This is a genomic window from Stenotrophomonas sp. YIM B06876 (genome assembly GCF_030711595.1).
In the GTDB taxonomy this organism is placed as follows: Bacteria; Pseudomonadota; Gammaproteobacteria; order Xanthomonadales; family Xanthomonadaceae; genus Stenotrophomonas.
This window is the reverse complement of record NZ_JAUJUJ010000030.1, coordinates 1-19,536: the sequence shown is the minus strand read 5'-3', so window position 1 is coordinate 19,536 and position 19,536 is coordinate 1. Positions and strand designations below refer to the sequence as shown.

Sequence of the window (19,536 nt, the reverse complement as noted above, 5' to 3'; positions counted from 1 at the left end):
CGCACCTCACCGGGTTGCCAGTGGCGGTGCGAAGCGCTTCAGCCGCAGCGCGTTGCCGAGCACGAACAGCGACGACATCGCCATCGCGCCGGCGGCGAACACCGGCGACAGCAGCACGCCCCACAGCGGATACAGCACACCGGCGGCGACCGGAATCAACGCCGTGTTGTAGGCGAACGCCCAGAACAGGTTCTGGCCGATATTGCCCATCGTCGCCTTGCTCAGCGCAATGGCGGTGGGCACGCCCTGCAGGTTGCCGGACATCAACACCACGTCGGCCGCCTCGATCGCCACGTCGGTGCCGGTACCGATCGCCAGCCCGACATCGGCCTGGGCCAGCGCCGGTGCATCGTTGATGCCGTCACCGACATAGGCCACCCGGCCGTGCGCGCGCTGCAACCGCTGCACCGCCTCGACCTTGCCCTGCGGCAGCACTTCGGCAATCACCTCGTCGATGCCGAGCTGGCGGGCGATCGCCTCACCGGTGCGGCGGTTGTCGCCGGTGATCATCGCCACCTTCAGTCCCAGCGCATGCAGCGCGCGGATCGCGCCCGGGGAGCTGGACTTGATCGGGTCGGACACGGCGATGACCGCCGCCAGGCGGCCGTCGATGGCGGCGTACAACGGGCTCTTGCCTTCATCGCCGAGGCGCGTGGCAATGGCGGCAAACGCCGCCACCTCCAGTCCGAGCGTGTGCATGAACCGGTCGGCGCCGATCTCCACGCGCACGCCGTCGACCTGCGCGCGCACGCCGTAGCCGGTGACCGATTCGAATGCGGAAATCGCCGGCAATGCGAGGCCATCCTGTTGCGCGGCGAGGACGATCGCCCGTGCGATCGGATGTTCGGACTTGGCCTCGACCGCGGCGACCAGCGCCAGCACCCGATCGCGTTCGAAGCCGGCGGCCACCTGCAGGTCGGTCAGGGTCGGCCGGCCCTCGGTCAGCGTGCCGGTCTTGTCCGCCGCCACCACCTGCGCCTGCTTGAGCAGCTGCAGTGCTTCGCCCTTGCGGAACAGCACCCCCAGCTCGGCGCCGCGGCCGGTGCCGACCATGATCGAGGTCGGCGTGGCCAGGCCCATCGCGCAGGGACAGGCGATGATCAGCACCGCCACCGCGTTGACCAAGCCGAAGGTGAGCGCCGGATCGGGGCCGAACCACAGCCAGATGCCGAAGGTCAGCAGTGCCAGCGCCATCACCGCCGGCACGAACCACAGCGTGATGCGGTCCACCCGCGCCTGGACCGGCAACTTGGCGCCCTGCGCCTGTTCCACCAGCCGGATGATCTGCGCCAGCACCGTGGCCGCGCCCACCGCGGTGGCGCGGATCCCCAGCGCACCGGTCTGGTTCACGGTGCCGCCGACCACCGGGCTGCCGGCCGTCTTGGCCACCGGCACCGGCTCGCCGCTGATCATCGATTCGTCGACAAAACTCTCGCCATCGACCACCTCGCCGTCGACCGCGATGCGTTCGCCGGGACGGATCTCGATGACATCGCCGGGCACGATGCGGCTGACCGGCGTTTCCACCACGCCGTCCTGCCGACGGACCCGCGCGGTCCCGGGCTGCAGCTTCACCAGCCGCCTGATCGCCTCGGACGTGCGGCCCTTGGCCTTGGCCTCGAACATCCGCCCCAGCAGGATCAGGCTGACGATGACCGCGGCCGCCTCGTAATAGACATGCACGGTACCGGCCGGCAGCAGCCGCGGGGCGAACGTGGCCACCAGCGAGAAGCCATAGGCGGCCAGCGTGCCCACCGCCACCAGCGAGTTCATGTCCGGAGCACCGCGCAGCAGGGCCGGAAGACCGGCCGCGTAGAAGCGGCGGCCGGGGAGGATCAGCACCAGCGTGGTCAGCGCGAACTGCAGCCACCAGCTGCGCTGCATGCCAAGCGTGTGGGCGATGAAGTCGTGGAACGCCGGCAGCAGATGCCCGCCCATTTCCAGCACGAACACCGGCAGCGTCAACGCCACCGCGATAACCAGGTCGCGCTTCAGCGCGGCCAGCTCGGCGTCGCGGCGCCCGGCGCTGCCATCCTCCTGCGCGGTCGTCGTATCGATGGCCGCAGCGGCATAACCGGCGCCTTCCACCGCAGCGACCAGGGCAGCCACATCCAGCCCCGCGCCGTGGACCTGTGCGCGCCCGGTAGCCAGATTCACGACAGCCGAGCTCACGCCCGGTACCGCCTTGAGGGCCTTTTCCACCCGGCCCACGCACGAGGCACAGGTCATGCCCTCGATTTCCAGCGCCAGCGGCGCCTCCGGCACCACCGTGTAGCCGGCGCGCTCGATCGCGGCCATCAACATCGCACGCGTCACGCTGCCGTCGCTGTCCACCGTCGCCCGCCCGGTGGCCAGGTTCACCGCCGCGCGGGTCACGCCCGGCACCGCCGCCAGCGTGCGCTCCACCCGCCCGACGCACGAGGCGCAGGTCATGCCGTCGATGGACAGGCTCCGGGTCCGCGGCGGAGCGCCCTGCGGGCCGGAACGCGGGTTCGTGTTCATCTGCACACCTTCGGTTGCTGTGGTTGCAGCTCACGATAGACCTTCCCATGATGGGAGGGTCAAGCAGGGAGGCGGTCCGGGTGCACCGGCTTGACCTTCCCACGCTGGCAGGGTTCACAGTCGCCAGCGGCGGCAACGCCCTGCCCCACACTCGAGGTTGAACATGGAATTCCATATCGAAAGCATGACCTGCGGCGGCTGCGCCCGCAGTGTGACCGCCACCGTCAAGCAGGTGGATGCGGCCGCCACGGTCCAGATCGACCTGCCGACCCGGACCGTGACCGTGAACTCCGCCCAGCCGGCACCGGCCTTCACCAGTGCACTGGCCGAAGCCGGCTTCGCCGCCGTGCTGCAAGCCGCCTGACCCGGACAGCCGGCACCGCCCCGGCCCTCCGGCGCCACACCGCACACTCCACCGGCCACCTCGCCGCGGATCGGGAACCTGCGGTCGCTGCCCGGGCTGGCGCATCCACGGCCGTGCGGGTATCCGGCGCGGCAGCGGCCGGCAGGATGCCCGGCCACCCGCCGCCACCCTTGCCGACGCCGACCCGGGGCCATGGGCCATGGGCCACCGGCGGTATCATGCTCGTCCCCCATGACTGGCCAGACCTGCGTGCAAACGATCCTGACCCCGGTATCGATCGGTGAGCTGATCGACAAGATCACCATCCTGGAAATCAAGGCCGAGCGCATCGGCGATCCCGCCAAGCTCGCCAATGTGCGCACCGAGCTGGACGGCCTGTGGCCGCTGTGGCTGCAGCAGCAGGCGGCGCGCCCGGCGCTGGCCGCGCTCAAGGACCAGCTCCGGGCGATCAACGAGCGCATGTGGGACATCCAGGACCAGCTGCGGGCGATGGAAGCGGCGCAGAGCTTCGATGCCGCCTTCATCGCGCTGGCCCGCGGCGTGTACGGCACCAACGGCGAACGGGTGGCGGTGAAGAACGCCATCAACCGCCTCGCCGGCTCGGCGCTGGTCGAGGAAAAACAGTACCAGGGCGAGTAGTCCGTCCGCCCCGCTGCGACCACACGCGGGCGGGCCGGCGCCGTGGCGGATCCGTGTACGGGGCCGGAACACGATCTGCGCCCGCGCCCCGGGCCCCGTTGCTGCGTTTGCGCGCCTCCGCCGAGGCCTGCCCGCTCCGCCTGGCCCACTGCCGCCAGGCGCGGGGTTCCACTCCCGACCCGGAGCGGCTGGCAGCGCTCCTGCGCCACCGGACCGGTCCACAGGCTGCCGCGGGCTCGGTCGGCGCGTGCGAACAGTGCGTGCGGTGGAGGAAACGGATAGCTCCCGCCCGGCCCGCCCGCGCAGGCGGTCGCCCGACCTGTCCACGCGCGTTTTCCCGTTGATCCGAAGGCGTCCAATCCGGACCGCCATCGCATCGCGCAGAGGTTTTCCATGTCCTATATCGACGGCTTCATTCTCGCCGTTCCCACCGCCAGCAAAGACGCCTTCCTCGCCCATGCGCGGGTCACCGATGCGATCTGCATGGAACATGGCGCGCTGCGGATCGTGGAGTGCTGGGGCGAGGACGTACCCCATGGCAAGCAGACCGATTTTTTCCGCGCGGTACAGGCCAAGGACGATGAGACCGTGGTGTTCTCGTGGATCGAATGGCCGGACAAGGCCACCCGCGATGCCGGCATGAAAAAAATGATGGAAGACCCACGCATGGATCCGGAAAAAATGCCGATGCCGTTCGACGGCAAGCGCCTGGTCTACGGCGGCTTCAATCCCGTGCTGGAACTGCATCGGTGATCGCGCGCGTACCGGCCATCCCGCGCAGGCCGGTTACGGCCGGCGGGTGCGCGATTTCACGTTGATGTCGCCCTCTGCAACGCGGCACAACGGTGTTGCACGCGGCTCCTGCGATGCACCAATTCACCCAGACCGAACCCGCCAGCGCGCAGCGTGGGCGCACCTTCCCCGGCGTATGCCGGTCCCGTTCTGATGGAGAACTCGATATGAAACGTCTGTACGCCCAATCGCTGGTCATCACCGGCGCACTGTTGCTGTCGGCTGCCGCCTTCGCCCAGGACAAGGACATGGCGATGGAGCACCAGGCCAAGCAAACGGCGATGGAACATCATCAAAAAACGCCGATGACCGCGGCCGAGCACGATGCGTATGCGAAGAAACGCTTCGAAAAAATGGACGCCAACCATGACGGGTTTGTCACCGCCGCGGAGATGGACCAGTCACGCATGGCCATGCACAAAGACGGCAAGAAGATGAAGCACGAACGCTCCTCGGCGGAGGTGATCAAGGACATGGACAGCAATGGCGACGGCAAGCTGTCCGAAGCCGAATACCGTGCCGGCATGAAGCGGATGTTCGACAAGCTGGACACCGACAAGAACGGCACGCTGAGTCCAGCCGAGCAGGACGTGGCGAAGAAGTCGATGATGATGGAGCACAACTGATCGCCCACCGGAGGCAGGCCGCGATAAACCGGCGAACTTGGGTTGATCCCTTTTCCGGGCGGATATCGCGCCCATGAAAAAGGCCAGGTTTCTCACCTGGCCTTGGTCATCCGCGGATATCCAGTGTTCAAACCGTGGTTTCGGCGGCACCCTGCCGGGCCGCGTCGAAAGGGATGGTCTTGATCGACAGGCACTGCGGGCAGACACGCTCCAGTACCTTGATCGCAGGTTCGTACACCGTATTGCATTTCATGCACTGGACCCGCCCAGTGGTGCTGGCTTCCATAAGCCACCTCGTTCTTTTCTGTAAGAGCGCAAATATTGGGGAGCTGACGGCGCAATTCAAGCCGGCCGCTGCTGTGCCCCCGCCCGCCAATATCGCTGGATTGCGGCGCCGGCAATATCGGGGATCGTCGATAGAAGCCACCGCCTGCGTTTCAGGCGAGCGCCTTGCCGCCACGCCCACCGGAAGGGCCCCGGCCCCTACTTTTTCGCGCGCACGCGTGGCTTGGCGGGTGTACGCACCGAGACATGGGCGTGGTCGGGCACGTGCCAGCGCCACGGAAACTCCACCGCGCGGCTGATGCCGATCCGCGGGCCAATCACCGGCGCGGCCGGTGGCAAGGTGCCGTCGGACACAATCGCGATGCCGCGATCGCCAAGCACCAGGTCGGCACCGTCCAGCTCGCCGGTGATGCCCAACGCCTGCGACAGTTTGCCGGGGCCACTGCCCAGATCGCGGTCACGCCTGGCCTTGGGCCGCGCAGCGCGCATCGCCTCCACGCCGCGCAGCGGTTCGATGGCGCGCAACAGCACCCCCACGCCCTCACCCACCTCACCGCACACCGCATTGCTGCCCCAGTGCATGCCATAGGTGAAATACACATACAGATGCCCGGGTTCGCCAAACATGGTGGCATTGCGCGCGGTCTGGCCATTGAACGAATGAGCGGCCGGATCGTCGCGGCCGGCGTAGGCTTCCACCTCCACGATGCGCCCGGCACGGCCATCGGCCCGCACCAGGATCTTGTTCAACAGTTCCGGCGCCACCCGGGTCGGATGCCGCCGGTAGAACGCGCGGGGCAGCACCGTCCACTGCGCATCCATTGATTCGAGCACGTTGCACCCCGGTTTCGATCCGCTCCAGAACATACACCGGTCGGCCCGGTGCGACCTGTGAGCAGTTCCGAAACGCGCATTCGGCGCCGGCGCCGGCGCGGGCCGCGGCAGCGCGGGCCGGATCGAACAATCCGGCCGACCCCGGCTTTTCCGTTATGACACGGTGAAAACATGCCCCCCTGCATCATTGCCGCAATATTGGCCAGCCGAGGTGCTCCATGCGCGTACTGACACTCTGCCTGATCGTGCTGCTGGGTCTGACCCTGGCCCTTGGCGGCGGATGGCTGCTGGCCCTGCACGGCAGCGCGTTCTACCTGCTCAGCGGGGTGCTGCTGCTGGCGGTGTCCTGGGGGCTGTGGAAGCACCGCCGCTGGGCCAGCTGGCTCTACGCCGCGTGGCTGCTGGTGTTGCTGGGCTGGTCATTGTGGGAAGTCGGTCTGTACTGGTGGCCGCTGGCCACGCGGCTGGGTCTGCCGGTGCTGATCGGCCTGGTGCTGGCCACCCGCGCGGCCAGGCGTTCCACCCCCGGCGGCTATGTCGGGCCGGCTGGCTGGCCGGCGCTGGTCACGTCGCTGCTGCTGGCGGTCGTGGCCTTGGCCGGTATTCCCCGCCACCCGCACGAGATCCACGGCAGCTTGCCGATGACCGTGGTCAATGCCGATCCGGCGCTGGGCGACGGCACCCTGCCGGCGGGCGAATGGAGGGCCTACGGGCGCAGTGACTATGGCCAACGCTATTCGCCGCTGGCCCAGATCACGCCCGGAAACGCCGGCACGCTGCAGCTGGCCTGGCAGACCCGGACCGGCGATGTGCGCCTGCCGGCCGACGTGGGCGAGACCACCTACGAAGCGACCCCGCTGAAGATCGGCAACACGCTGTATCTGTGCACTCCCCACAGCTGGGCGATGGCGCTCGATGCCGACACCGGCAAGGTCCGCTGGCGTTTCGATCCGGCCGCCGGCATGGAGCCGCAACGGCAGCACCAGACCTGTCGCGGCCTGTCCTACTTCGCCGATCCGGTGCCCGCCACGGCCCCGGAAGCGGCGGCGGTCACCACAGCACCCGTGGCCACCACTCCACCCGCACACGCCTGCACGGCGCGCGTGTTCCTGCCCAGCGCCGATGCCAAGCTGCATGCGCTGGATGCGCAGACCGGGGCGCACTGCACCGATTTCGCCAACCAGGGCGTGCTGGACCTGCTGCACAACATGCCGTTCAAGCAGGCCGGCTATTACTACTCGACCTCGCCGCCGCTGGTGGCCGGCGGCAAGGTGATCGTGGCCGGTGCGGTGAACGACAACTACGCGGTCAATTCGCCCTCCGGCGTGATCCGCGCCTATGACGTGCACAGCGGCCAGTTGCTGTGGAACTGGGACTCGGGCAATCCCGACCAGACCGCGCCGCTGGACCCGGCCGACCCGGCGCAGACCTATACCGCCAGCTCACCCAACAGCTGGTCGGTCGCCAGCGCCGACGAAGCGCTCGGCCTGGCCTACTTCCCGATGGGCAACCGCACGCCGGACCAGCTGGGGATGTTCCGCACCCCCGCCGAAGAGCAGTACGCCAGTTCCGTGGTCGCCCTGGATCTGGCCACCGGGCAGGTGCGCTGGGTGCACCAGTTCGTCCACCACGACCTGTGGGATATGGACTCGCCGGCACAGCCGGTGCTGGTCAACCTGGACCTGCAACAGGGCCGTACCCCGGCCATCGTGGTGCCGACCAAGCAGGGCGATGTGTATGTGCTGGATCGGCGCGATGGACGCGCCGTGCTGCCAGTCCAGGAGCGCGCCGCGCCGCAGGGTACCGACATACCGGGCCAACGCGTGGCGCCCCGCCAGCCGTACTCCGCCCTGAGTTTCGAGCCGCCCGCGCTGCGCGAAGCCGACATGTGGGGGGCCAGCCTGGTCGACCAGATGCTGTGTCGCATCCAGTTCCGCAAACTGCGCTACGAAGGCCGCTACACGCCGCCATCGCTGCAGGGTTCGCTGATCTATCCCGGCAACTTCGGCGTGTTCAACTGGGGCAGCATCGCGGTGGATCCGCAGCGGCAGGTGATGTTCGGCATGCCTACCTACCTGGCATTCGTCTCCACCCTCGTTCCCAAGGAGCAGCTCGCCAGCCGCGAACTGAACACCGGCGAACATGGCCTCAACGAGAACCAGGGCGCCGACTACGCGGTGGACATGCGGCCTTTCATGTCGCCCTTGGGCGTGCCATGCCAGTCGCCGCCCTGGGGCACCATCGCCGCCGCCGACCTGCGCACCGGCAAGATCGCCTACCAGTACCGCAACGGCACCATCCGCGACCTGTCACCGCTGCCCGTGCCGCTTCGCCTGGGCGTGCCCGGGATTGGCGGCCCGCTGCTCACCGGTGGCGGTGTCGCCTTCCTGAGTGCGGCCGTGGATGAAAACTTCCGCGCCTACGACCTGGCCAGCGGCAAGGTGTTGTGGGATGTGCGCATTCCCGCCGGCGGCCAGGCCACGCCGATGACCTACCTCAACAGCGCCGGCGAACAGATGGTGCTGCTGGTGGCCGGCGGGCACGGCTCCACCGGCACCAGGCCCGGTGACTATGTGCTGGCGTACAAGCTGAAGAAATAGCGGAGCACCCGCCGTGGTTGGTCCGCGGTCGCAGGCCCGCGAGAAACCCCATCGCAGCCGCGCTGGCCAAGGGCCGCCGTCAACGAGGATCGGCGCGGCGTTTTAGCTGTCGCATCCACCAAACCCCGGGGCAGTCCACTCCGCCCAAATCCGGCTCCGCTCTTGCTTTTGTCTGGTCACGCTATTGCTGGGTTGGTGATGCCAACCTGGCCTACCTTTCCTTGGTCGTGTAGTGCTGTGGCTGTGGCTGTGGCTGTGGCTTGCAGCTTTTGGCCTTCAGCGCCTTCAAAGCGGGCCGGGCATCGCAGCCGGACGTAGCCGAAGAGGCGCCCTTGTCTGAGCGCAGCGAGTTTGGGCGCCGTGCCACGCCCGGCGGGAAGCACCGGGAACCGATGCGGCCCCATCGCATCGGCCCGCGTCGGCGCCAGCGGTTTTGGTGACTTTTGCCAAGACAAAAATTACCCGGCTGCGCGGCAGACGGACGCTGTTGACCTCGATCCATTTCCCAAGCAAAAGGGCCAGAGCGAATAATTGACTCTGGCCCGCGCTTTTCTGTTTTTTCTGAAGACCGGCAAGTGAACCTGACCTTCGCTCTTCCTGATCAGGCGGATATTCCGGAACGCGACGTTGCTCTTCCGATTTCCGTGCGCAGGCCCGGCCTCTACAATCAGCCCAGCACTTCTCCGGATGCAAACAAGATGGGCATGTTCTCGTGGACCGAAAAGTCCCCCGCCGCACTACAAAGCGGCGGCGTGATCGGGCCAGACGAGCGCCTGCCCTGGGGCCAAACGGGACTGATGGGCGTCCAGCACGTGATCGCCATGTTCGGCTCGACGGTACTTGCGCCGATCCTGATGGGGTTCGACCCCAACCTGGCCGTGCTGATGAGTGGCATCGGCACGCTGATCTTCTTCCTCATCACCGGCGGCAAGGTGCCCAGTTACCTGGGCTCGTCGTTTGCCTTCATCGGTGTGGTGAACGTGGCCACCGGCTACGTCGCCAGCCAGGGCGCCAATGCCAACATCGGGCTGGCGCTGGGCGGCATCATCGCCTGCGGCCTGGTCTACACCGCGATTGGCGTGCTGGTACACGCCATTGGCACGGCATGGATCGAGCGCTTCATGCCGCCGGTGGTCACCGGTGCCGTGGTGGCGGTGATTGGCCTGAACCTGGCGGCGATTCCGATCAAGACCATGACCGCCAACAACTTCGACGCATGGATGCAGGCGGTCACGTTCCTGTCGGTCGCGCTGGTGGCGGTGTTCAGCAAAGGGATGCTGCAGCGCTTGCTGATCCTGGTCGGCCTGATCGTGGCCAGCATCATCTACGCGGTGCTGACCAACGGCCTGGGCCTGGGCAAACCGGTCGACGTGGGCGGCATTGCCGCCGCCGCGTGGTTGGGCTTGCCAACCCTGCATGTGCCGGCTTTCAACCGCCACGCCATGCTGCTGATCGTGCCGGTGGTGNTGGGCCTGGGCAAACCGGTCGACGTGGGCGGCATTGCCGCCGCCGCGTGGTTGGGCTTGCCAACCCTGCATGTGCCGGCTTTCAACCGCCACGCCATGCTGCTGATCGTGCCGGTGGTGATCATCCTGGTGGCCGAGAACCTGGGCCACATCAAGGCCGTGACCGCGATGACCGGCAGGAATCTGGACCGGTACATGGGCCGTGCCTTCATCGGTGACGGGGTGGCGACCCTGGTCTCCGGCGCCGCTGGCGGCACCGGCGTGACCACCTACGCCGAGAACATCGGCGTGATGGCGGCCACCCGCATCTACTCCACCGCGGTATTTTTCTGCGCGGCCATTCTGGCCATCCTGCTGGGGTTCTCGCCGAAGTTCGGCGCCCTGATCCAGGCCATCCCGTTGCCGGTGATGGGCGGCGTTTCGATCGTGGTGTTCGGTCTGATCGCCATCGCCGGCGCCAAGATCTGGGTCGACAACAAGGTGGATTTTTCCGACACCCGCAATCTCATCGTGGCGGCCATCACCCTGATCCTCGGCACGGGCGAGTTCACCTTGAAGTTCGGTGAATTCGCCCTTGGCGGCATCGGCTGCGCCACCTTCGGCGCGATCGGCCTGTACGCGTTGCTCAGTCGCGGCAAACCCCAGTGATGCCGGCACTGCACCACGGAACGCAGCGCATGGACCGAGCTCGCTTCCGGGTGTCTGGTCAAACTCACACGCCACCGTAGCCCGGGCAAGGCCGGAGGCCGCACCGTCGCATCCGCGAGAAAGCCCCGGGTGCGCGCCGCTTACCCGGGCTACGCGCTGTTCTGACTCCGTGCCATCACGCGACCCACCGTAGCCCGGGTGAGGCCAACGGCCGCACCCGGGAATGCTTCGCACCGTCGCATCGCGGGAAAGCTCCGGGTGTGCTTCGTTACCTGGCGCTACGTGCACTCACTGACGTGCATCGGCGATATGGTGGCGGCAATGCCCCAATCCGCCGGCAACTCGCCCTCACGCACGTAGCGGTGGAACGAGGAGTACGGCCAATCAGCCACGCGCGCGACCAGCCCATGCTTCACCGGATTGAAATGCACGTAGTCCACGTGTGCGCGCAAATCATCGTCATCGCGGATCGTGTGTTCCCAGAAGCGCGACTGCCACGGTGACGGCCCCGCATTCTGCAATCGCCGGGTAAAGCCCTTCTTTATTTCTTGCCAGAGCCGCGAATAGTCCGCGTCGGTCTCGGGCATGCGAACGACGGCGTGCAAGTGGTCGGGAAGCACAACAGCAGCCACAACGGTGTGTGGAATGCGCGAACGTGCCTTCTGCCAGGATGCCCGCAGAAGATCGATATGCCGTACCAATGCGTCGTCGCGCCGATCGCGGAGACTCACCGTAAAGAAATAGGTGCCGCCCGCAATCCGGTTGCGCCGGTATCGCACCATCCCGAGTTGCTCCGTGTCCCAATCACGCGACCTACCGTAGCCCGGGTAAGGCCCGGGCCGCACCCGGGAAAGCCGCAAGTTGCCATCGGGAATCCACCCGGGTGCGCGACGCTTACCCGGGCTCCGCGCTGTATCGCTCCGTCCCGGGCTATTCCGTGCTCCATCATGGGACCCACCGTAGCCCGGGTAAGGCCCGGGCCGCACCCGGGAAAGCCGCAAGTTGCCATCGGGACTCCACCCGGGTGCGCGACGCTTACCCGGGCTACGCGCTGTATCGCACCGTCCCGGGCTATTCCGTGCTCCATCATGTGACCCACCGTAGCCCGGGTAAGGCCCGGGCCGCACCCGGGAAAGCCCCAAGTTGCCATCGGGGAACCACCCGGGTGCGCGCCGCTTACCCGGGCTACGCGCTGTACCGCACCGTCCCAGGCTATTCCGGGTTCCATCATGTGACCCACCGTAGCCCGGGTAAGGCCGTGGCCGCACCCGGGAAAGCCGCAAGTTGCCATCGGGAATCCACCCGGGTGCGCGACGCTTACCCGGGCTACGCGCTGTACCGCACCGTCCCAGGCGATTCCGGGGTCCATCATGTGACCCACCGTAGCCCGGGTACGGCCGTGGCCGCACCCGGGAAAGCCGCACGTTGCCATCGGGAATCCACCCGGGGGCGCGCCGCTTACCCGGGCTACGCGCTGTATCGCACTATCCCGGGCCGCTCCGTGCTCCAAAAAAATGGGGAAAAAAATGGGGTCAGGTTCAATTAAGCACCTGACCCCACTTTCAAGCTCTGCTTGTCAGCCCATCATCCGCACTTGCTATAACCGCAATTCAAGCAGGTCGCACAGCCATCCATGATCACCAGCGCCTTGGTGCTGCACTTGTGGCACATGCTGGCGCTGGGCGGGAAGCTGGCGCCTTCGCCGGTGACCATCAGCTCTTCCTCGTGATCGGCGGTGCTGTCGGCAATGATCGAAGCACCCTCATCCGCCCTGTGGGCACCGTCTCCCGAGACGGGAGAAGGCTTCCTGCCGCTTACGTCAGCGTTTTTTTTTGAGCGGTCTTCGTACTGCTTGCGCTTCTCGGCAATCAGCGCCTTCTGGTGCACGCTCATTTCCGGATCGTGCAGCAGCCCGATCGACTTCATGTGCTCTTCGACGATGTAGCCCAGCTCGGCCACCAGCGACGGCATGTACACGCCACCGGCCTTGAAGTAACCGCCCTTGGGGTCGAACACGGCCTTCATCTCATCGACGATGAAGGTGACATCGCCGCCCTTGCGGAACACCGCGGACATGATGCGGGTGAGCGCCACGATCCATTGGAAATGCTCCATCGACTTGGAGTTGATGAAGATCTCGAACGGACGGCGCTGCTCGTGCTCGGAACCGGCGTTGAGCACGATGTCGTTGATGGTCACATAGAAGGCGTGCTCCACCAGCGGCGATTTGATCTTGAAGGTGCTGCCGATCAGCACGTCCGGGCGCTCGATGCGCTCGTGCATCTGCACGATGTTGTCGACCGGCGCCTCGGCGATGGCGCGCTCGATCGACGCAACCGGGGCCGCGGCCACGGCGGCCTCGCGGGCCTTCTCCTCGGCGGTGATGACGGCGTAACCCTTGATTTTCTTGTCGATCTTGACGGCCATGATGCGTGTCCTGGTTTGCGATTGCGTGCGTGGGTGATGCCGCGTCCGGCCCTGTGCGAAGGGCCGGACGCGCAGTGCGTGTTACGGGCGGGCGGTCTTTTTGGCGGCTGCCGGCCTGGCGGTCCTGCTTACGGTCTTGCGCGCGGCAGCCACTTTGCTGCCGGCGGCGTTCCTGGCCGGAGCCGCTTTTTTGGCCACGCTCTTCTTGACCGCCGTGGCCTTGCGCGCAGCTACCTTCGTGGTCTTGCTGGCGCTGTTCCTGGCCGCGCCGACTTTCCCGGCAACCGTCTTGCTGGCGACCGCCGCCTTCTTGGCCACGGTCTTCCTGGTCGCGGCTACCTTCTTGGCCACGGTCTTCCTGGTCGCGGCTACCTTCTTGGCGACGGATTTGCTGGCAGTGGCGGCCTTTTTGGCGACGTCCTTGCCCGCCTTTTTCACCGCTTTTTTGGCCACGGCGGCTTTTTTGACCATGGCCTTGGCGACCTTCTTCCCGGTCGTCTTCACTGTTTTGCTGGCGGCGGTCTTCTTGGCGACGGTGTTTTTGGCGGCAGTCGTGCTGGCGGCCTTCAGTGCTTTGCGGGCGGCCACTTTCTTGCCGGCGCCCTGCTTCTTCAGCGCCGACGCTTCGGCCTGGGCATTGGCCTTGGCGGTTTCCAGTTTCTGGCGGGTGCTGGAGACGGTCTTCTTGACCGATTTGGCGACCGTGGCCGCCTTCTTCTCCACGGCCTTCTCGGCCTTGCGCGCGACCTTCTTCACCTTGGCCACCTGCTTGCTGACGCTGCTGGCGGCCCTGCGGGCGCGCTGCTGGACGGCGGCAACGGTTTCACTGGCGGTAGCGGCGAGCGAGTCGCCGAGGTTGGCAGCCGCTTCTTTCACGTTTTCGGCAACCAGCGAAGCGGCCGCCGTCACACCATTTCCATTGCTCATAATGCCCTCCCGGGGCGTCAGGTTTGGAACCTTGGCGATGCTATATCGATGCGATGCAACGTGGAACAAACAGCCGGCAACCGGCGGCCCGCGCCGCTGACCGGGCGAGCCGGCCGGCGGCCCGGACACCGGCTCAGAACTTGCCGTAATAGCCTTCCTTGAGCGCGTCGAACAGGTTGGCGGCGGTGTGCATTTCGCCGTCGTACTCGACCTGCTCGTTGCCCTTGACCTCGACCGTGGAGCCGTCTTCCAGCTCGAAGCGGTAGGTGGTGTTCTCCAGGTCCGCTTCCTTGACCAGCACGCCCTGGAAGGCGGCGGGGTTGAAGCGGAAGGTGGTGCAGCCCTTCAGGCCCTTTTCGTGGGCGTAGCGGTAGATGTCCTTGAACTGCTCGTACGGGTAGTCGGTGGGCACGTTGGCGGTCTTGGAGATCGAGCTGTCCACCCACTTCTGCGCGGCGGCCTGCACGTCCACGTGCTCCTTGGGCGAGATGTCGTCGGCGCTGATGAAGTAGTCCGGCAGCTGTGCATCGGCCTCTTCGGCAAACGGCATCGCCTTGGCGTTGACCAGGTGGCGGTAGGCCAGCAGCTCGAAGGAGAACACGTCCACCTTTTCCTTGGACTTCTTGCCTTCGCGGATCACGTTGCGGCTGTAATGGTGCGCGAAGCTGGGCTCGATGCCGTTGGAGGCGTTGTTGGCCAGCGACAGCGAAATGGTGCCGGTGGGGGCGATCGAGCTGTGGTGGGTGAAACGCGCGCCGGTCTTGGCCAGCTCTTCCACCAGCTCCGGCGCCACTTCGGCGATGCGCTGCATGTAGCGGCTGTACCGGGCGTGCAGCACGCGCCCGGGAATCTTCTTGCCCAGCTTCCAGCCGTCCCTGGCCATCTCCGGGCGCAGGCGCAGCATCGCGGCGGTGACTTCGAACTGCTCGTCCATGATCGGGGCGGCGCCCTTTTCCCTGGCCAGCTCCAGACCCGATTCCCAACCGGCCACGGCCATGTCACGGGCGATGGCCTCGGTGAACTCGCACGACTCGGGCGAGCCGTATTTCATCTGCAGCATGGTCAGGGTGGAGCCCAGGCCGAGGAAGCCCATGCCGTGGCGACGCTTGCGCATGATCTCGTTGCGCTGCTGCTCCAGCGGCAGGCCGTTCACTTCGACCACGTTGTCGAGCATGCGGGTGAACACGCGCACCACTTCCTTGTACTCGTCCCAGTCGAAGCGGGCCCTGTCGGTGAACGGGTCGCTGACGAACTTGGTCAGGTTGATCGACCCCAGCAGGCAGGCGCCGTAGGCCGGCAGCGGCTGTTCGCCACACGGGTTGGTGGCGCGGATGTTCTCGCACCACCAGTTGTTGTTCATCTCGTTGACGCGGTCGATCAGGATGAAGCCCGGCTCGGCGTAGTCATAGGTGGAGACCATGATCATGTCCCACAGGTGCCGGGCACGGATGTGGCCGTAGACCTTGCAGGCCACCAGGCCGTCGTCGCGCACGATGTAGTTGGTGTGCGTGGGCCACTCGCGCCACACCACCTGCGCGGGGTCGGCCAGATCGATGTCGGCCTCTTCCTTGCGGTTGACCGGGAACACCAGCGGCCAGTCGTGGTCGTGCTTGACCGCGTCCATGAAGCCGTCGGTGATCAGCAGCGACAGGTTGAACTGGCGCAGGCGGCCGTCTTCGCGCTTGGCGCGGATGAAGTCCTTCACGTCCGGATGGGAGACATCGAAGGTGCCCATCTGCGCGCCGCGACGGCCACCGGCCGAGGACACGGTGAAGCACATCTTGTCGTAGATATCCATGAACGACATCGGCCCGGAGGTGTAGGCGCCGGCGCCGGCCACGAACGCACCGCGCGGACGCAGGGTGCTGAACTCGTAGCCGATGCCGCAGCCGGCCTTCAGCGTCAGGCCCGCTTCGTGGACCTTTTCCAGGATGCCGTCCATCGAGTCGGTGATGGTGCCCGACACGGTGCAGTTGATCGTGCTGGTGGCCGGCTTGTGCTCCTGCGCGCCGGCATTGGAGGTGATGCGGCCGGCGGGAATCGCGCCGCGGCGCAGCGCCCACGCAAAGCGCTCGTACCAGTAGGCACGCTTTTCGTCGGTGGCCTCGGCATCGGCCAGGGCACGGGCCACGCGCAGGTAGGTGCCGTCGATATCGGCATCCAGCGCCTCACCCTGTTTGGTTCTGAGCCGGTACTTCTTGTCCCAGATGTCCTGCGAGGCAGGCTGCATCGGGATCAGGTCCGACTTGGCTTCGTTGCTGACCACTTCCAGGCGCACCGTACTCATGATTGTGGATTGTCTCCTTGGGCACCTTGCGGTGCGTTCACACTGTTCCCGCGGACCGGGCGACAACGACAGCAATGCATCAGGCGCGTGGTTACGCGCCCGATGGCGGGATGGAAAGAGCCTGGAAAGTTCCGACTGCCTGCATCACTTCAGCTGTCATTGCACGCCTTCCTGTGGGTGCCTGCACCCCAAGTAGAAACCCTACTGCTTGGGGATGTCATTCGCGGCGACGCTACATCTTGTGCCGGCGAGGACCCAAGCTTACCCCGCTCCAAGCCCATGTCAAACGGAAAATCTGCCGCGTGCCTCTTGCTTTTCCGGTAACGCTTGCGGCCATTGGGGTTGCGGCCCAAGGTCCGGACCGGATGCGGTTTCATTGTCGATTTAGCCGTGGCCGGCCACACTCGCGTTCAGCAACCCCTGCCCCACCCTGGCGCCGCCCGCGGGCGCGCCCCCCGTACGGAACTGCCGGACCATGCGACCGCTGCCCACCCTGCTCACCCTCGCCCTGGCCGCCGCGTTTGGCGGTTTCACCGCCACCGCGATCAACGCCCACCTGGACAACCGTGCCCAGGCGATGCCGAGCGCGACGCTGCCCACCATCGCCTCACTGCCGGCCGCCGCGGGCGGGCAGCCCTTGCCGTCGCTGGCGCCGATGCTGGAACTGGCGATGCCGGCGGTGGTCAGCGTCAACACCAAACAGGTGGTGCGGGTGCGCAACCCGTATTTCGACGACCCGTTCTTCCGCCGCCTGTTCCCGCAGGTGCCGCAGGAGCGGATCAACGAGTCGCTCGGCTCGGGGGTGATCATCGATGCGGCCAAGGGCTACGTACTGACCAACCACCATGTGATCGAGAACGCCGACGACGTGCAGGTGACGCTGGCCGACGGACGCACGGTGAAGGCCGAGTTCCTCGGCTCCGATGCCGATACCGACATCGCGCTGATCCGCATTCCGGCCGACAAGCTCACCGCCATTCCGCTGGGCAACAGTGACCAGCTGCGGGTGGGCGATTTCGTGGTGGCGATCGGCAACCCGTTCGGCTTCAGCCAGACCGTGACCTCGGGGATCGTGTCGGCGGTGGGCCGCAGCGGCATCCGCGGGCTGGGCTACCAGAACTTCATCCAGACCGACGCCTCGATCAACCCGGGCAACTCCGGGGGTGCGCTGGTCAACCTGGCCGGCCAGCTGGTCGGCATCAATACCGCCAGTTTCAATCCACAGGGCAGCATGGCCGGCAACATCGGCCTGGGCCTGGCGATTCCATCGAACCTGGCGCGCAACGTGGTCGAGCAGCTGATCAAGCACGGCGTGGTGGTGCGCGGCACGCTCGGCGTGGAGAGCCAGAACCTGACCGCGCAGATCGCGCAGGGGCTGGGCCTGCAGGAAGCACGTGGCGCGCTGGTGACGCGGGTGCTGCCCGGCTCCAGCGCCGCGGCCGCCGGAGTGAAGCCCGGCGATGTGATCGTGGCGGTCGATGGCCAGCGCGTGGACAGCAGCCAGGCGCTGCACAACATCGAAGGTCTGCGCGCGGTCGGCAGCACGCTGGCACTGGAGCTGCGCCGCGACGGCAAGCCGGTGCAGGTCAAGGCGGCACTGAAGGAGCAGCCGCGGGCGATCAGCGGCGACACCCTGGACCCGCGCCTGGGCGGCGCCACCTTCATCGATCTGCCCGAGTCGCTGCGCCAGGCCGACATCAACGGCGTACTGGTGAGCGACGTGACCCGCGGCAGCCGCGCCGCACAATCGGGCCTGGCCCGGGGCGATGTGATTTTGGCCGCGAGCAGCGGCGAATTCGCCGACCTCGCCAGCTGGCGCGCCAGTTTCGACAAGCGGCCGCCGCAGCTGGTGCTGCGCATCCTGCGTGGCCAGGTGCAAGGTGACCTGGTGATGCGATGATGCCGGCGAGCTCCTAACACCGCTTACACCCGCCAGCTGTTATTGCTGTGGCCCGTTGCATTCTGTTGCCCACCTGGGCACCTACATTGATCTGGAGATAGTGATGACCCCCACCAATACCGAGAACATGAAGGAACATCTGGGCGAGGCCGGTGCACATCTGAAGTCGGCGGCCGTCGCCGCTGGCGATGCGGTCAAGGGCGCGGCCGGTGCCGCCGGTGATGAGCTTCGCCTGGGCCGGGCCAACCTCAAGGCCGAGCTGTCCGACAGCGCACTGGAAGGCCTGGCCGCCGCCGAGCTGGGTGGCGCCGCGGCCAAGGAACAGGTCGACGCACTGATGGACAAGGGCAAGGACCTGATCGACAGCGCCGCCGAACTGATCCGTGAGCGGCCGCTGGCCTCGTTCGGCATCGCCTTTGCAGCCGGCTGGATGATTGCCAAGCTGGGCCGCAGCAGCAGCAACCCGTAAGCGGCGTGAGCGATTCCGCACCCACGCCGGGCGACCAGGATCCGGCCGCCGCGCCGGGTCTTGATGAAAGCATCCGCCAGTTCGGCCATGCCAGCCGCGAAACCGTCGAATCGGCCAAGCACACGCTGCGTTCGCTGCGGCGGTTGGCGTCGATGGAGTTCGCGCTGGCGCGCAGCGCCTTCGGCCGCGCCCTGGCGTGGAGCGGGGTGGCGATCGTGTTTGGCGCCTCGGCGTGGTTGCTGCTGGCCGCCACGCTGATCGCGCTGCTGCACGCGTTGGGACTGTCGTGGCTGCTCGCCCTGCTGATCACCTCGCTGATCAGCTTGGCAGTGACCGGTTACGCCGCGTGGCGGGTGTCGTTCTTCTTCCGCCACACCGGCATGCACGCCACCCGCCGCCAGCTGTCGCGGCTGGGCCTGTTCGATGAAACCGACGGCGAAGATCCCGACGCGCACGTGCAGGTTCCGGGAGAAAACCCATGAATTTCGAAGCCCTGCGGCAACGGGTGAAGCGCGCCGAGCGGGTGGTGGCGGTGCGCACCGGCGACACCGCGCAGCGCTGGAACAGGCTGCGCCAGGTGTGGCGCGACGGCTGGACCCCGCTGCGCATCATCACCGTGGGCCTGGCTGGCGGTTTCGTCGCCGGCAGGATGGAACCCAAGGGGAAGTTCACCGGGGCGCGCTGGCTGCAGATGATCGGTTCGGTGTCCAACCTGATCGCCGCCGCGCAGGCCTCGTTCGCCGCGCAGCAGGCCGCCGCCGACAGCGCCG

16 protein-coding genes and 1 pseudogene are annotated in these 19,536 nt (G+C 66.8%); 10 read left to right on the top strand and 7 right to left on the bottom strand.

Annotated elements, in window-relative coordinates; all coding sequences use genetic code 11:
- Positions 1-6: 6 nt before the first annotated feature.
- The gene (locus tag QZH66_RS11745) at positions 7-2,502 is read right to left on the bottom strand and encodes a heavy metal translocating P-type ATPase (protein WP_305806124.1); all 2,496 of its coding nucleotides are present in this window, start codon (positions 2,500-2,502) and stop codon (positions 7-9) included.
- A 163-nt stretch (positions 2,503-2,665) separates the two neighbouring features.
- On the opposite strand from QZH66_RS11745, the gene QZH66_RS11740 reads away from it, so the two are divergent.
- The 4 genes from QZH66_RS11740 to QZH66_RS11725 all read left to right on the top strand — a co-directional run bounded on the left by QZH66_RS11740 (position 2,666) and on the right by QZH66_RS11725 (position 4,923).
- A complete protein-coding gene (locus tag QZH66_RS11740; protein ID WP_305806123.1) occupies positions 2,666-2,866 on the top strand; it encodes a heavy-metal-associated domain-containing protein in 201 nt (66 codons plus the stop codon).
- A 249-nt stretch (positions 2,867-3,115) separates the two neighbouring features.
- Positions 3,116-3,505: a DUF6165 family protein gene (locus QZH66_RS11735; RefSeq protein ID WP_305806122.1), complete on the top strand. Its 390-nt coding sequence runs from the start codon at positions 3,116-3,118 to the stop codon at positions 3,503-3,505.
- 393 nt (positions 3,506-3,898) lie between these two features.
- Positions 3,899-4,258: a DUF1428 domain-containing protein gene (locus tag QZH66_RS11730; protein ID WP_305806121.1), complete on the top strand. Its 360-nt coding sequence runs from the start codon at positions 3,899-3,901 to the stop codon at positions 4,256-4,258.
- 206 nt (positions 4,259-4,464) lie between these two features.
- A complete protein-coding gene (locus tag QZH66_RS11725) occupies positions 4,465-4,923 on the top strand; it encodes an EF-hand domain-containing protein (protein WP_305806120.1) in 459 nt (152 codons plus the stop codon).
- A gap of 127 nt (positions 4,924-5,050) precedes the next feature.
- Here the strand turns inward: QZH66_RS11725 and QZH66_RS11720 are convergent, their stop codons facing one another.
- Both QZH66_RS11720 and QZH66_RS11715 read right to left on the bottom strand, forming a co-directional pair.
- Entirely contained in the window at positions 5,051-5,209 is a 159-nt protein-coding gene (locus QZH66_RS11720) for a hypothetical protein (RefSeq protein WP_305806119.1), read from the bottom strand.
- Between the two features lie 197 nt (positions 5,210-5,406).
- Positions 5,407-6,030 (bottom strand): DNA-3-methyladenine glycosylase, encoded by a 624-nt coding sequence (locus tag QZH66_RS11715; RefSeq protein WP_305806140.1) that lies wholly within the window; start codon positions 6,028-6,030, stop codon positions 5,407-5,409.
- Positions 6,031-6,260: 230 nt separating this feature from the next.
- Here QZH66_RS11715 and QZH66_RS11710 point away from each other — a divergent pair, with 230 nt between their 5' ends.
- Positions 6,261-8,642 (top strand): membrane-bound PQQ-dependent dehydrogenase, glucose/quinate/shikimate family, encoded by a 2,382-nt coding sequence (locus tag QZH66_RS11710; RefSeq protein ID WP_305806118.1) that lies wholly within the window; start codon positions 6,261-6,263, stop codon positions 8,640-8,642.
- Between the two features lie 704 nt (positions 8,643-9,346).
- On the top strand, positions 9,347-10,756 hold the full coding sequence (locus QZH66_RS11705; protein ID WP_305806117.1) for a solute carrier family 23 protein: 1,410 nt from the start codon (positions 9,347-9,349) through the stop codon (positions 10,754-10,756).
- Between the two features lie 278 nt (positions 10,757-11,034).
- On the opposite strand, the gene QZH66_RS11700 is transcribed toward QZH66_RS11705, so the two are convergent.
- The 4 genes from QZH66_RS11700 to QZH66_RS11685 form a co-directional block, all read right to left on the bottom strand.
- Entirely contained in the window at positions 11,035-11,538 is a 504-nt protein-coding gene (locus QZH66_RS11700; RefSeq protein WP_345783845.1) for a transposase, read from the bottom strand.
- Positions 11,539-12,340: 802 nt separating this feature from the next.
- Positions 12,341-13,183, bottom strand: a complete 843-nt coding sequence (locus tag QZH66_RS11695) for an NrdJb (RefSeq protein ID WP_305806116.1) — start codon at positions 13,181-13,183, stop codon at positions 12,341-12,343.
- A gap of 81 nt (positions 13,184-13,264) precedes the next feature.
- On the bottom strand, positions 13,265-14,239 hold the full coding sequence (locus tag QZH66_RS11690) for a histone (protein ID WP_305806115.1): 975 nt from the start codon (positions 14,237-14,239) through the stop codon (positions 13,265-13,267).
- A gap of 4 nt (positions 14,240-14,243) precedes the next feature.
- Entirely contained in the window at positions 14,244-16,397 is a 2,154-nt protein-coding gene (locus QZH66_RS11685; RefSeq protein WP_305806114.1) for an adenosylcobalamin-dependent ribonucleoside-diphosphate reductase, read from the bottom strand.
- A 475-nt stretch (positions 16,398-16,872) separates the two neighbouring features.
- Between QZH66_RS11685 and QZH66_RS11680 the strand changes: the two genes are divergently transcribed.
- From QZH66_RS11680 to QZH66_RS11665, 4 genes and pseudogenes are all read left to right on the top strand, one after another.
- Entirely contained in the window at positions 16,873-18,297 is a 1,425-nt protein-coding gene (locus QZH66_RS11680; protein ID WP_305806113.1) for a Do family serine endopeptidase, read from the top strand.
- Positions 18,298-18,400: 103 nt separating this feature from the next.
- Positions 18,401-18,766, top strand: coding sequence for a hypothetical protein (locus QZH66_RS11675; RefSeq protein WP_305806112.1), 366 nt, complete (start codon positions 18,401-18,403; stop codon positions 18,764-18,766).
- 5 nt (positions 18,767-18,771) lie between these two features.
- Entirely contained in the window at positions 18,772-19,248 is a 477-nt protein-coding gene (locus QZH66_RS11670; protein WP_305806111.1) for a phage holin family protein, read from the top strand.
- Positions 19,245-19,536: pseudogene (locus QZH66_RS11665) on the top strand (protein sip-5); the annotation flags it as partial. The gene QZH66_RS11670 and the pseudogene QZH66_RS11665, both read left to right, overlap by 4 nt.